The sequence below is a fragment of the Agromyces sp. NPDC056523 genome (genome assembly GCF_042794545.1).
Lineage (GTDB): Bacteria > Actinomycetota > Actinomycetes > Actinomycetales > Microbacteriaceae > Agromyces.
In genome coordinates, this window is the sequence record NZ_JBHTTM010000004.1 from 131,925 (window position 1) to 145,008 (window position 13,084).

Here is a 13,084-nt window from a genome sequence, read left to right on the forward strand (position 1 = left end):
CGGCGCTCAGCGCCGCGGCGTCCAGCCGGGCGGGAGCGGGCCGTCGATCGTGGCGCGTTCGAGGTCGGCCTGCGCCGACCATCCCTGCGCGGCATCCGTCGCATCGAAGCCCCCGCGCGCGACGCGGAACCCCACGTCCTCGTGGTGCATGCGCGGGGCGCCGCCGCGGCGCGTCGACGCGCGGACACTCCACGCGTCATCCGCGAACCCGCCGCCACGGAACACGCGGTACTCGTCGTAGCGCGCCGGGTCGAGCAGGTCCCAGCACCACTCCCACACATTGCCGAGCGTGTCGAACAGCCCGTTGAGGTTCGGCAGCTTGCCGCCGACCGGCTGGGGCGCGGTCACGCCGTCAGCACTCGTCCACGCGATCTCGCCGAGCGGCCCGTAGTGCGGCCCGGTCGACCCGGCCCGGCACGCGAACTCCCACTCGGCCTCGGTCGGCAGCCGGAACCCGTCGGCATCGACATGCCAGGTGACGTCTTCGCCGTCGAACGTGTACGCCGGGTCGAGCCCCTCCCACTCCGAGGCGGCATTGCAGAAGCGGATGGCGCGCAGCCAACTGACCTCGGTCGCCGGCCGTCGCGGGTGGGTCGCGGTCTCCCCCAGCAGCTCGCCGAGCTGCGCCTGCATCACCGGGTACACCCCGATCTCGAACGGCTCGAGCTCGACGCTCCACCGCACCTTCCGGCGCGCATCGTGGAGGCCGATGGTCCCGCCGCCGATCCGCGCCATCTCGATGTCGGTCATCGGGGCAGTCTCGCACGCGAGGGTGTGCCGCGACGACGGTGCTATCGTGCGCCCATGCCATGGGGTCGCGTCTACTTCGCCGCGCAGGCGATCGCGGGCGGTGCGTGGTGGGTCGCGGTGTTCCTGTCGCCGATCGTGCGAACTGCGACGCTCGGCAGTCTCGACCCGGTGATCATCGCGGCATTCGACATTCCGCTGTTCGTCGGCGCATCGGCAGTCGCCGCCTTCGGCGTGAGGGCCGCGGCGGTCGTCGCCACGGGATGGACGATCCTCGTCACGGGGCTCCTCGCGGTGTACGCCACGGTGACGGGCGAGGCCGGATGGGGCGTGCTCCTCATGGCCGCGGCGACCGGGGGTTCCGTCATCGCGCTGTGCCTCATGCTGTTCGGGCGGGTACCGACCGAGTGGCTCGTCGCTCGCGGTCCGTTCGCGTTCCGTCCCGCCGATGCGCGGGCCGCGACATCCGCTCATGTCACCAGCACCCTGGTCGAGATCGTGATCTTCTGGGGCTTCTTCCTCGCCGCGCTGCCGTTCGTGCTGAGTTGGCTCGAGGAGCGATGGGGTTTGGCGGTCCCGTTCCCGCCCGCGGCGACTCCCCTGGGCGTCACGGTGTTCGTGCTCGCGAGCGCGCTCGGTGTCTGGTCGGCGGCCGCGATGTCCACTCGCGGCGCCGGCACACCGCTTCCGGCAGCGATGCCCAATCGCCTCGTGATCGCGGGCCCCTATCGCTTCGTTCGCAACCCGATGGCGATCGCCGGGATCGTGCAGGGCGTCGCGGTCGGGCTCATGCTCGGGTCGTGGATGGTCGTGGTCTATGCGATCGCCGGCTCCCTCGTTTGGAACTACGCCATCCGTCCGCTCGAGGAGTCCGATCTCGAGCGCCGGTTCGGCGACGAGTTCCGTCGATACCGCAGCTCGGTCCGCTGCTGGTGGCCGGGGCTGGGCGTGCGGGCGGTCAGCTGACGGCGGCCGCGTACTCGTTCGCGAGGCGCGCGACCTTGTCGACGTAGTCGTCGTCGTGGTTGTAGGAGAACACCGCCCCGCGCCATCCTTCTGCGCTCGTCATCGGGCCTGATGCGCAGAGGTACATCGCCGCGGCGTGCGCGGCGTCGTCGATCTGGTTCGGGTCGGCGACGCCGTCGCCGTTGGCGTCGATGCCCCACATGTCCCAGGTCGACGGGATGAACTGCATGGGACCGACGGCGCGATCCCACTCGGTGTCGCCGTCCAGCGCGCCGTCGTCGGTGTCGTGGATGGCGGCGAAGCCGTTGCCGTCGAGCGCCGGACCCAGGATGGCAGGGCTGACCGTCCCATCCGCCTGGAGCGTCGAATCGCCATGGCTGCCGTGCCCGGACTCGATCGAGCCGATGGCCGCGATCGTGGTCCAGTCGAGGCCGCACTCCCGCTCGGACTGCGCGATCGAGACGTGCGCGAGCGCGTAGGCCGACAGGGCCCGCTCGGGGATCCCCGTCGCCGCCGAGATCCGGGAGACCCAGCTGTTCTCGACCTCGGGGGTGGTCCCGACCTCCGGCTCCACCATGGGTGCCACCTCGGAGCTGGTGACGCCGGTCGGCGCCTCCGCCGACTCAGTCGAGCCGGCCCCAAGGCCGCCATCCTCGAGTGGCTCGCTCACCGGCGGCAAGGCGACGCCCTGCCCGCGCGCTGATTGGGCCGCGAAGCCGCCGGGATTGACCGCGACGCCGACCGCGGTGACGGCGTAGACCGTGCCGACGATCAGGGCGATGACGGCGACGACGAGGCCGGCGTACCCCGCGACGCGGGCGACGAGCTGCCGCCCCGACGCGGCCCGAGCCGGACGACCCAGCGGATCGCCGTACGAATCGTCATCCCAGGACATCGGTCAGTAGCTCCGTTCGGGCGTGATTCAGTGCCCACGGGGTCGGCGTGGTGGCGCTCTGTTCGGGAGGTGCGCCGCCGGCCCGCTCGTCCAGCCTAACCACGAACGTGCACCCCCGTACCCGTCGGGGCCAGACGTCCCAGCGCGATCACCCGGCGATACGCGGAACGAGGCCGGAAATCAAGTCCTATCCCGAAGGAGGTCGGCACGGTACTGATTGGTGCCTACGACCTCAGTACCAGCGCATCCCCGTCTTAGGAGCTCGAGCATGATGAAGAAGATCCTCGCCGGCGCGATCATCGCCGTGGCATTGCCGCTGACCGCCGTCGCCGGTCCGGCCGTCGCCGACGTGACCATCAGCCCCATCGCCGACTGCTCGACCGCGTCCGTGACGCAGGGCATCGCCGACCTCCAGGGCGCAGTCGCGGCGCTCGCCATCACCGGTCAGAATGCCGAGAAGGACCGCGCGACGCTGCAAGGCAAGCTCTCGGATGCCGTGCTCAAGCTCGACATCGGGAAGTCCCTCGACGCCGCGGCGAAGCTGACGGACTTCCGCGCCCGGATCGACCAGTTGCGGGATGCAGGCAAGATCTCCGCATCGGGTGCCTCGGCGTTGATCGCCGCCGTCGACCCGATCATCCTCTGCCTGGGTGGCTCCGTCTGAGCCTGGCTCTTGAGATCCTGTCTCAGGCCGTGGTCGCGACGGGCGACTGATCGGGCTCCGGGTAGAGGACAACGCCGCCGTCGACGGCCACGCGCACGGGGCAGCCGGGCACGAACCGTCCCGCCTCGTGCAGCGGGATCCGATGGCTCACCTCGACCGGGAACTCGGTCGCGCCGAGCCGCAGCTTGAGCTCGGCCGACGCACCGGTGCGGCGCACGCCGATGACGGTGGCGTTGCCGTCGAGCTCGGCCGGTTCCAGCCGCAGCTGCTCAGGACGCAGCATGGCGCACACCCGCTCGGCGCCGCCGCTGCGGTCATGACGCACGGCGAGGCATCCGAATGCGCAGTCGGCGAGCGCGGCACCGGCCGGCCGTGCGGGGACGACGACCACGTCGCCGAGGAACTCGGCCACCCCGGCGTCGACCGGGGCGTCGAACACCGCCGCAGGATCGCCGGCCTGCACGAGGCGACCGCCCGCGAGCACGCCGACCTGCTGGCCGAACGAGAGCGCCTCCTCCTGGTCGTGCGTGACGAGCACGGCGGTGACACCGCTGTGCTCGAGCACCTCGACCACGGCGCGGCGGGTCTGGGCGCGAAGGCCGGTGTCGAGCGCGCTGAACGGCTCGTCGAGCAGGATCACCTTCGGGCGGAGCGCGAGCGCGCGGGCGAGTGCGACACGCTGCTGCTGTCCGCCCGAGAGCTCGTGCGGCATGCGATCGGCGAGCGCCGGGTCGAGGGAGGCGAGCTCCATGAGCTCGGCGACCCTCGCCGGACGACGCTCGCTGCGCGGCAGCCCGAACGCGATGTTGCGGGCGACCGAGAGGTGCGGGAACAGCGCGCCGTCCTGCGCCACGTACCCGATGCCGCGGCGGTGGGCCGGCACGGATGTCGCGGGCCCGACGAGTTCGCGGTCGTCAAGCGAGATCGTGCCGGCGTCGGGCCGCTCGAACCCGGCGACGAGGCGGAGGAGCGTGCTCTTGCCGCTGCCGGACGACCCGACGAGCGCGAGCCGGGTGCCGTCGGGCACCTCGAGGCTGACGTCGCGGAGCACCTCGGTGCTGCCGAACGACTTCGAGATACCGCTGAGGCGAAGGGTCATCGAAGGCTCCGTCCGGTGGCGTTGGCGAACATGAGGGCGACTGCGGGTACCGAGAGCAGCACGAGCAGCACGGCGTAGGGCGCGGCGGCCGGGTAGTCGAGCGAGGATGCCGCGGACCAGAAGCTCGTCGCGACGGTACGCGTGCCGGTGGGCGCGAGCAGCAGCGTCGCGGTGAGCTCGTTCGCGGCCCCGAGCGCGACGAGGGCGCCACCGGCCGCGACCGACGGCAGGAGCAGCGGAGCCGTGACCCGCAGTCGAGCCGCCCACGGCGGGACGCTGAGCGACCGCGCCGCCTCTTCGAGCGACTCGGGTACCTGCGAGAGGCCGGCCCGCAGCGGCACGAGCGCGCGGGGCAGGAAGATCACGACGTACGCCGCGATGACCGTGAACGCGGTCTGGTACAGCGCCGGCGCGAAGGCGAGGGTCGTGGCCACGAGCGCGAGCGCGACGATGATCGCCGGGAGGCTGCTCGCGAGGTAGGCCGCGCCCTCGAGCAGTCGCGACATCCGGCTCGGGTACCGCACGGCGAGCCAGGCGAACGGCAGGGCGACGAGGATGGCGCAGACCGCGCCGCCGATCGACAGCCCGAGCGTCTGGATGGTCGCCGGGACGAGCCCGCCGAGGTCGGCCGCGTCGGCACGGAACAGCCAGCGCACCACGCTCGCGAGCGGGACGGCGATGGCGGCGATGACCAGGACGGACGCGCCGAGGACCGTCGGCACCCGCAGCCGGCCGAGCTGGAGCCGCGTCGGCGGATGCGGCGAGCCGCTGCCGATGCGGGCGTAGCGCGCACGGCCGCGCGCGAGCGACTCGAGGCCGAGCAGCACGAGGCAGAGTACGGCGAGCACGAGGCCGAGGGCGGCCGCGTTCGGTCCCGCGAAGGTGGCCTGGTAGGCGGTGACGATGGCGGTCGTGAAGGTGTCGAACCGCAGGAACGCGAACGCGCCGTACTCGGCGAGCAGGTGCAGGCCGACGACGAGCGCGCCGCCGAGGATCGCGAGGCGCAGCTGCGGCAGCACCACCCGGGCGAACACCGACCACGATCCCATGCCGAGCGCCCGCGCCGACTCCTCGAGCGCGGGGTCGAGACCGCGGATGGCGGCGAGCGCGGGCAGGTACACGAGCGGGAAGTAGGCGAGCACCGACACGAGCACGCCGCCCCAGAGCCCGCTGATCGACGGGATGGCGCTGGCCCAGCCGTAGCTGGCGACGAACGCGGGGATCGCGAGCGGCGCCGCGAACGCCACGGCGAACGCACGGCGCGCGGGCAGCGCAGTGCGCTCGACGAGCCAGGCCCCGCCGACGCCGAGCACGACCGTCGCGGGCACGCCGATCACGACGAGGAGCACCGTGTTGACGAGCAGCTCGCCGACCTTCGGCCGGAAGACGAGGGCCGAGAGCTCGTCCCAACCCATCGCGACAGCGGCCTGCACCACGTACGCGATCGGCACGAGCGCGGCGGCGGCGAGCACCGCGACGAGTGCGACCAATCCGACCGGCGGTCGACGCCCGTGCGTCTCGACCGCCGGTGAACGGGTCGCAGTGGAGGTCAGAGCAAGCCGGCTTCCGTCATGAGGTCGATGACCTCGGGTCCGTTGAGGGTCGACGGGTCGATCACGGGCGCATCGAGGCTGTCGAGCGGGGGCAGCTCGGGCTTCGCGGGCACGCCGGACGCGACGGGGTACTCGAAGCTGTAGCCCTCGCCGAGGATCTGCTGGCCCTGCTCGCCCGCGATGAACGCCAAGAACTGCTGGGCCTCGTCGGGGTGCGGCGCGTTCTCCAGCACGCCGCCGCCCGAGACGCTCACGAATGCGCCCGGGTCCTGGTTGCCGAAGTAGTGCAGCTCGGTGTTGCCGCTGTCCTCGGCCGCGGCATCCTGATCGCGGTACCAGTAGTAGTGGTAGATGACGCCGACCGGCACCTCGCCGGCGTTGACCGCCTTCATGGTGACGATGTTGTTGCGGTACTCGGTCGCGTTCTCGGCCATGCCCTCGAGCCAGTCGCGCGTGGCATCCTCGCCCTGCGTCGCGAGGACGGCCGAGACGATGGCCTGGAAGTCGGCCTTCGCGGGTGCTGCGCCCCAGCGGCCCTTCCACTCGGGCTCGGCGAGGTCCATGAGCGAGGCGGGCAGCTCGTCTTCGGAGATGAGGTCGGGGTTGTAGACGAGCACCGTCGAGCGGGCGGCGATGCCGGTCCAGGCGCCCGAGGCCGGGCGGTACTGCTCGGGCACGAGCGCGAGCGTGGCCTCGTCGACCGGCGCGAAGAGGTCGGCCTCCTCGACGAGTGACATCGCCGGCGAGTTCTCGGTGAGGAAGACGTCGGCCTTCGACGCCGCGCCCTCCTGCACGAGCTGGTTGCCGAGCTCGCTGTCGTCGCCGTTGCGGAGCACCACCTCGATGCCGGTCTCCTCGGTGAACGCGTCGGCCCACTCCTGGGTGAGCTCCTCGTGCTGCGCGTTGTAGACGACGAGCGCGTCGGGGTCGGCGGCGGCTTCCGAGGATCCGGAACCGGAACCGTCGGCGGCGCAGCCGGCGAGCATCAGCGTGGAGACGGCGGCAGTCGCGACGAGCGCACGGCGCAGGCGAGAAGACATCGAGAAGAGGACCTTCCAAGTCCGGGCGGGGAGGTAAGGCTATCCTAAAGCACTCCCGGATGCCGCGCCGTCACGGGTCGTCTCGATCCTCGAGCGCCGTCGCGATCGGGGTTCACGGAGTCGGATGGTGGTGGGATGATCGCCTCATGGCGAGTCGAGTCGCGGCATCGAACTCGATCACCATCGCTCGACCGATCGACGTGGTGTTCGCCTTCTTCGCCGAGGCTGAGAACGACCCCACATGGCGGCAGGGCGTGCGGTCGATCGAGCGCGACGGCGGCGGCGTGCCCCGTCTGGGCGCGGTCTACCGACAGCGGGTCGACGGCGCGGGCGGGCGCGAGATCCCGGCCGACATCGAGGTGACCGCGTTCGAGCCACCGCGCCGCGTCGCGTTCCGCGGCATCGCGGGGCCCGTTCGACCGCTCGGTGAATATCGCTTCGAGCCCGATGGCTCGGGCACGCGTGTGCACTTCTCGCTCGAGGCCGAACTCGGGTGGTTCATGGCGCTGTTCCTATCGAAGCGCGTGCAGCACGCCATGGATGCCGAGGTCGACGGACTCACGCGCGCGAAGGCGCAGCTCGAACGGTCCTGAGCCGGCGCGCCTGCCAATCGACGCCTGAGCCTAGGCCTTCCACCACGGTCGCAGCGGCAGGTCGCCCACGCCGCCGTGCCCGTCGTCCTTCACCGCGAGCACCTGGTGCAGCTGGATGCCACCGCGCTCGAACTGGAGCCGCGATCCCGCCATGTAGAGGCCCCACACCTTGGCCTTCTCGACGCCGACCTCCTCGACGGCCTCGTCCCAGTGCGCGACGAGGTTGGCGCACCAGTCGCGCAGGGTCAGCGCGTAGTGCGGACGGAGGTTCTCCTCGTGCAGCACCTCCAGCCCGGCATCCTGCGCCTCGGTGATGATGCGGCCCGAGCCGGTGAGCTCGCCGTCGGGGAAGACGTAGCGGTCGATGAACCCGTGCGTCGACGGCTCGGCCTTGTTGTCTGGGCGAGTGATGCAGTGGTTGAGCAGCAGCCCGCCCGGCCGCAGCCGCGACCGCAGGAACCGGAAGTAGGACTTGTAGTTCCGCACGCCGATGTGCTCGAGCAGCCCGATCGATGAGACGGCGTCGAAGCCCGACTCGCGGATGTCGCGGTAGTCGCCGTACCGCACCTCGGCGAGATCGCCGAGTCCCTCGTCGGCGACGGCGCGCTGCGCCCACGTGGCCTGCTCTTGCGAGAGGGTCACGCCGAGCGCGCGCACGCCACGACGAGCGGCGTAGCGCACCATGCCACCCCAGCCGCATCCGACGTCGAGCAGTCGATCTCCCGGCTTCAGCCGCAGCTTCTCGAACACGAGGCGGTACTTGTTCTCCTGCGCCTCGTCGAGGGATGCCTCGGCGCTGGGGTAGCACGCGCACGTGTACGTCATCGACGGCCCGAGCACCCACTCGTAGAAGGTGTTCGAGACGTCGTAGTGGTAGTGGATCACCTCGGCGTCGCGTGCCTTGCTGTGCCGGCGTCCGGTGCCGAGACGCCGCCAGCGCGGCGGCACCTCCTGCGGCGGCGGGGCGATCGGGCGCAGGTGCTCCATGCCGATCGACCGCACGATCCGGGCCATCGTCTTCGGCGGCGGCATCCGGAACACCAGCTCGTCGGCGAGCGCCTTGAGCAGCTCGTACGGGTCGCCCGGGTGAACGCCGTGGACCTCGATATCGCCGGCGATGTAGGCACGCGCCAAGCCGAGGTCGCCCCGCGCGGTAGCGAGGTACGTGGTGCCGCGCGGCGAGGTCAGCTCGAGGCCGAACGGGGCGTCCTCGGGTCCGGCCGCGCTGCCGTCGTACGCGGTGAACCGCAGCGGGAGCCTGCCGCCGGCGAGGAGCTCGAGGATCTCGGCGAGCGTGAGCTTGCGCTCGTCTCCGGTGGTCGGTGCGGCCGCGGCTGGGTCGGTGGCCGGCCCAGCCGCGCCATCCGTCTCGGGTACCTGGCTCTTGAACGTCGTCATCGTCGTTGCACCGCCTTCGCGTAGAGGTCGAGGAGTCGTCCGTCGGGGTCGTAGCGGTCCTTGACCGCACGGTAGGCGTGGCCGCCGTACCGCGCGTCGAACTCCTCGCGGGAGTAGAACGCCTCGGAGTAGAGGGACTTGTGGCCGTCGAGCTCGCCGACTGCCTGCTCGATGCGGCGGTTGGTCTCGCCGGCAGCGGCCCCGACGGGCACCGTCGACCAGAAGCCGACGTTGACGTAGGTCTCGCGTGGCCGCAGCGGGTAGAGCGACCAGCCGTCGTCGTCCCGCATGCGCACCGGGCACAGCCAGATCGGCTCGATCGGCACGTTCGCGAGGAACCAGTCGAGGAACGCGACGGTGCGCCCGATCGGCACCTCGATGTCCTGGATGACCCATTCGCGCGGCGGGCGGCGCTTGAGGCGCTCGAGCCGGTCCGCGATGTCGTACCGCCGCGCGAGGCGCATGAGCTTCCAATACGAGCTGCTGCGTCGATACCGGCGCGGCCAGAGCGGGCGCACGAGCGGATGCTGCGCGCCGAAGCCTTCCGAGCACCAGAACCAGTCGGTGTCCCACCGCCACAGGTAGTCGTGGATCGTGAGGCGATCGTGGATGGCGCCGTCGTCGTGCTGGATCGATCGGTAGAAGATCCGCTGGCGGGTGTAGTCGCTCACCGGGCCGGTGGCCGCGGTTTGCATGCCGAGGCAGAGGTAGCTCTCGTCGGCGCTGAACACGACGCCGTCGAGGTAGTCGACCCGCTCGCCGTCGTACGTGCCGGTCTGAACGATCCGGTCCATCGCGGCGACGAGGTCGGCGAGGGTATGGAACCGCACGTGGGTGAGCGCCACGAACGGCTGCACGGGTTCGAGTTCGATGCGCAGGCGCACGGCGTAGCCGAGCGTGCCGTACGAGTTGGGGAACGCGCGGAACAGGTCGGTGTGCTCGTCGGGCGACGCCGTGACCAGCTCGCCGGCCCCCGTGAGGACGTCGAGCTCGAGCACGGATTCGTGCGGCATCCCGTTGCGGAACGACGCCGACTCGATGCCGAGGCCGGTGACCGCGCCGCCGAGCGTGATCGTCTTCAGCTGCGGCACGACCCGCGGCGTGAGGCCGTACGGGAGGGTCGCGGCGACGAGGTCCTCGTAGGTGCACATGCCCGCGACGTCCGCTGTGCGTGCCTCGGGGTCGACCGCGATGACGTGCGTCAGTCCGGCGGTGTCGAGCCCCGGGGCATCCGCCCTCGCACGGGGCCGGAAGAGGTTCGACGTGGGCTTCGCGAGGCGAACCGCGGATGCCTCGGGCACGGCGCGGTAGCTTGCGAGAAGCCGCTCCACGCCGTCGGCGTGGGCGGTGCGTGCGTCGGTCTCACGTACGGACACGCCTTCACGGTAGTCCGCGGGGTCGGCGCGCGCACTCCCCCGCACGTGGCTACATGAAGCCGTCGTAGGTGCGACGAACGACGCTGGAACGGATCCAGTCGATGAGCGTGAGGTAGTCCCAGACCGGGAGGCCCGTCGCATCCTGGATCTGCTTGGCGTACGGGGGCATGTCGCTGCATTCGAGCAGCAGCGCGCCGATCTCGGGATGGTCGGTCACCAGCTGCACGGCCGCGCCGACCACCTCGTCACGCACCTGATCGAGGTCCATCCAGCCCTGGTCTTCGAGGATCGCGCCGCGGAACCCCGGGCTGTGCTCCATGCCGGCCACGACGATCGGCGCGTCCTCGCGGATGCCCACCGCCGTCAGCATCCGCTGGTCGAGGCTGCTCCGCTTCGCGCAGAGGATGCCGAGCCGCTGCTGGGGCTGCAGCGCGCCGAGCAGCATCGGAACCTGGCACAGGCTCGACAGGAACACCGGCACCGGCAGTGCCTCGGCGAGCTCGCGTTGGAAGCGCGCGAAGAAGCCGCACGCGCCGACGATCGCGCGGCAGCCGTCGCGGACGAGCTCGCGTGCGGCGGCGAGGATGGGTTCGAGCAGCGTCGGGTCGCCGCCGATCAGCCGGGGACTGTCGGCGCCCTCGACGACCTTGAACCTGACCGGGTAGTCGTACGTCGACGCGTTCGCGACGTTGCCCGGGATGGTGGGGTACCCGGTGTTCAGTAGCAGGATCCCGACCGCGTGCCCGGCCATCATCTGCCCAGCGGGCTGGTGGATGATCGTGCCCAAGGTGCCCCCTACCTCGCGTCACCGTCGACGATTGGATCCTGATCCACCGTACAAGGTGGTGCTTGCGCGCCGTCCGGAATCGGAGGATGGTGTCCACATGAGGAAGTCTCGGCTCTCTGCCCTCGCCGCCGCGCTCCTCTCAGCCATGGCTCTGGCCGGATGCGCGGCGGGGACGGATGTCTCCCAGGAGGCCACAGCTCCGACCTCGGGCAGCTCCGCCGCGGCCGAGCCCGGCGCTCCGACGTTCTCCGGCGATACGCGAACGCCCGATGGGCGAACGCTGTTCACAACCTGCTGGGGCGACGGCGAGACCACCGTCGTCTACCTGCACGGGCTCATCATGCCGCAGGACGGAGCGAACTGGGCCCACGCTCCGGAACTGCAGGAACGCCTGGCCGGCGAGGTGACGTACTGCGAGTACGAGCGCGCGAACGTGGGGAAGAGCTCGAGCGTCGACGGACCGATCCCGATCGAGCAGACCGTCGCCGATCTCGACGCCGTACTCACCGAGGTGCAGCCGGATGGACCGGTCGTCCTGGTCGGTGGATCGTTCGGCGGGGTCGTCGCAGTGACCTATGCGGGAACCCATCCCGACGCGGTCGACGGCGTCGTCCTGCTCGACCCCTCGCTTCCCGGCAGCAACGCACTCGAGGAAGCGATGCTTCCGCCCGAATGGCGCCTGGCGGCGGATGCCTGGAACGAGAGTGGCGAGAAGATCGACGTCTTCGCGGCCGATACCGTCGCGCTCGCAGCGCTCGATCGCATCCCCCAGATCCCTGGAACGGTCTTCGTCACCGAGGAGATCGAACTGCCACCAGTCGCCGGGGACGATTTCCTCGCCGCGATCCGAGCGCAGCAGCAAGACCTGGCCGACCGATTCTCGCCCGGACAGCTCATCACCGTGGATGCGCCGCACGCCATGATCTCCGTGGTTCCGGATGAGATCGCCGAGGCGATCCTGCAGGTGGTGGACGCCGCCGGCTGAGGTTCCTCACCGCTCAGGATGCACGGAGCGCCTCGAACGGCGCGATCGCGACGACACCCTCCACACGGCGAGCCAGCTCGGCGTCGAGGGTGATGAACGCGTCGGCCTGCAGCTTGGCGACGGCCACGTACTCTGCCGCGGTCGTGTCAGCCCAGTCGAGTTCTTCGGCGATCTTCCACGCGACCGCGCGGGAGACCCGGTCGCCGAGCAGCCGCACGCGCATCGACGAGACTCGGTCGAGTTGAACGCGAGCGGCATCGTGGCTCAGCTCGCCTCGGCGGGCCGCACGATAAAGGTGCGACAGCACGTGGGAGCGGAGCACGTTCGGCGCGACCAGCTGGTGGCCCTCGGCGATCGGCAAGTCATCTTCGATGAGCCGCAACGCGGTGAGGACGTCGATCCCGAATCGTGTCATGGCCCCGGCACCTCCGAATCCGATGTGGGTCCACGCTACGGCCGAGCGAGTGGGAATTCAGCCGAGTCAGAGCATCGACGCGGCGCGCCGCAGTTGAGGATCGGCCGCGACGGCCCATCGCGCGACGACCTGACGCGCCCGGGTCGCCTCGGCACCACCCATCGCCGCCAGCAATGGTCGGACGACGTCAGTGGCCAACGGGTCCACGAGCTCGGCGACCCGCGCGTCGCGAAGGAACTGCTCGACCCGGGTGAGGTCGCTGCTTCGCAGCATCCCGACATGCCGCTGGAGGAGGACGATGGCGGCGAGCCGGCGTTCGTACACCGGCTGCGACCACAACTCCGCGGCGAGCGCGGTCACCTCGTCATGCGTCATTCCCGGATGCCGCCGACCGGCGTCGCGCACCGTGCCCCGGATGGCGCCGACCGACGCGCCGTAGAACCGAAGCCCACCGCCGATGCGCTCGGCGTCGGCATCTGCTCGCCACTCCGAGGCCTCGGCCCGGAGCGTGCGGTCGATGAACTCGGCGGCCGGCGTCGTCACGGTTCGATTCTGCGCCACCGCAT

Annotated in this window: 14 protein-coding genes; 4 read left to right on the forward strand and 10 right to left on the reverse strand. The window is 70.9% G+C overall.

The window, feature by feature from the left end:
• Positions 1-6: 6 nt before the first annotated feature.
• Positions 7-750, reverse strand: coding sequence for a formylglycine-generating enzyme family protein (locus tag ACFQ58_RS14025; protein WP_376951770.1), 744 nt, complete (start codon positions 748-750; stop codon positions 7-9).
• 54 nt (positions 751-804) lie between these two features.
• Here ACFQ58_RS14025 and ACFQ58_RS14030 point away from each other — a divergent pair, with 54 nt between their 5' ends.
• Positions 805-1,713, forward strand: a complete 909-nt coding sequence (locus ACFQ58_RS14030; protein ID WP_376951771.1) for a methyltransferase family protein — start codon at positions 805-807, stop codon at positions 1,711-1,713.
• Here ACFQ58_RS14030 and ACFQ58_RS14035 read toward each other — a convergent pair.
• Positions 1,706-2,608 (reverse strand): lytic transglycosylase domain-containing protein, encoded by a 903-nt coding sequence (locus ACFQ58_RS14035; RefSeq protein WP_376951772.1) that lies wholly within the window; start codon positions 2,606-2,608, stop codon positions 1,706-1,708. The genes ACFQ58_RS14030 and ACFQ58_RS14035 overlap by 8 nt on opposite strands.
• A gap of 268 nt (positions 2,609-2,876) precedes the next feature.
• On the opposite strand from ACFQ58_RS14035, the gene ACFQ58_RS14040 reads away from it, so the two are divergent.
• Positions 2,877-3,272 carry an FIMAH domain-containing protein gene (locus ACFQ58_RS14040; RefSeq protein ID WP_376951773.1) on the forward strand — a complete coding sequence of 132 codons (396 nt, stop codon included), beginning with the start codon at positions 2,877-2,879 and terminating at the stop codon, positions 3,270-3,272.
• Between the two features lie 22 nt (positions 3,273-3,294).
• Here ACFQ58_RS14040 and ACFQ58_RS14045 read toward each other — a convergent pair whose 3' ends face one another.
• The 3 genes from ACFQ58_RS14045 to ACFQ58_RS14055 are packed head-to-tail and all read right to left on the reverse strand — an operon-like array spanning position 3,295 to position 6,964.
• Positions 3,295-4,371, reverse strand: coding sequence for an ABC transporter ATP-binding protein (locus tag ACFQ58_RS14045; protein ID WP_376951774.1), 1,077 nt, complete (start codon positions 4,369-4,371; stop codon positions 3,295-3,297).
• Entirely contained in the window at positions 4,368-5,861 is a 1,494-nt protein-coding gene (locus tag ACFQ58_RS14050) for an ABC transporter permease (protein WP_376951775.1), read from the reverse strand. The genes ACFQ58_RS14045 and ACFQ58_RS14050 overlap by 4 nt, the downstream gene beginning before the upstream one ends.
• Before the next feature lie 59 nt (positions 5,862-5,920).
• The gene (locus ACFQ58_RS14055; RefSeq protein WP_376951776.1) at positions 5,921-6,964 is read right to left on the reverse strand and encodes an iron ABC transporter substrate-binding protein; all 1,044 of its coding nucleotides are present in this window, start codon (positions 6,962-6,964) and stop codon (positions 5,921-5,923) included.
• Between the two features lie 146 nt (positions 6,965-7,110).
• Between ACFQ58_RS14055 and ACFQ58_RS14060 the strand changes: the two genes are divergently transcribed.
• Positions 7,111-7,557 carry an SRPBCC family protein gene (locus ACFQ58_RS14060; protein WP_376951777.1) on the forward strand — a complete coding sequence of 149 codons (447 nt, stop codon included), beginning with the start codon at positions 7,111-7,113 and terminating at the stop codon, positions 7,555-7,557.
• A gap of 30 nt (positions 7,558-7,587) precedes the next feature.
• On the opposite strand, the gene ACFQ58_RS14065 is transcribed toward ACFQ58_RS14060, so the two are convergent.
• From ACFQ58_RS14065 to ACFQ58_RS14075, 3 genes are read right to left on the reverse strand one after another with little or no spacing between them, the layout of a single operon-like run.
• Entirely contained in the window at positions 7,588-8,955 is a 1,368-nt protein-coding gene (locus ACFQ58_RS14065; RefSeq protein WP_376951778.1) for a class I SAM-dependent methyltransferase, read from the reverse strand.
• Entirely contained in the window at positions 8,952-10,331 is a 1,380-nt protein-coding gene (locus tag ACFQ58_RS14070) for an FAD-binding oxidoreductase (RefSeq protein ID WP_376951779.1), read from the reverse strand. Before ACFQ58_RS14070 ends, ACFQ58_RS14065 begins: the two co-directional genes overlap by 4 nt.
• Before the next feature lie 49 nt (positions 10,332-10,380).
• The gene (locus tag ACFQ58_RS14075) at positions 10,381-11,118 is read right to left on the reverse strand and encodes an aspartate/glutamate racemase family protein (RefSeq protein ID WP_376951780.1); all 738 of its coding nucleotides are present in this window, start codon (positions 11,116-11,118) and stop codon (positions 10,381-10,383) included.
• A 97-nt stretch (positions 11,119-11,215) separates the two neighbouring features.
• Here ACFQ58_RS14075 and ACFQ58_RS14080 point away from each other — a divergent pair, with 97 nt between their 5' ends.
• Positions 11,216-12,103 (forward strand): alpha/beta fold hydrolase, encoded by an 888-nt coding sequence (locus ACFQ58_RS14080; protein ID WP_376951781.1) that lies wholly within the window; start codon positions 11,216-11,218, stop codon positions 12,101-12,103.
• 13 nt (positions 12,104-12,116) lie between these two features.
• On the opposite strand, the gene ACFQ58_RS14085 is transcribed toward ACFQ58_RS14080, so the two are convergent.
• Both ACFQ58_RS14085 and ACFQ58_RS14090 read right to left on the reverse strand, forming a co-directional pair.
• Entirely contained in the window at positions 12,117-12,518 is a 402-nt protein-coding gene (locus ACFQ58_RS14085) for a hypothetical protein (protein WP_376951782.1), read from the reverse strand.
• A 66-nt stretch (positions 12,519-12,584) separates the two neighbouring features.
• Entirely contained in the window at positions 12,585-13,061 is a 477-nt protein-coding gene (locus ACFQ58_RS14090) for a DNA alkylation repair protein (RefSeq protein WP_376951783.1), read from the reverse strand.
• Positions 13,062-13,084 lie beyond the last annotated feature (23 nt).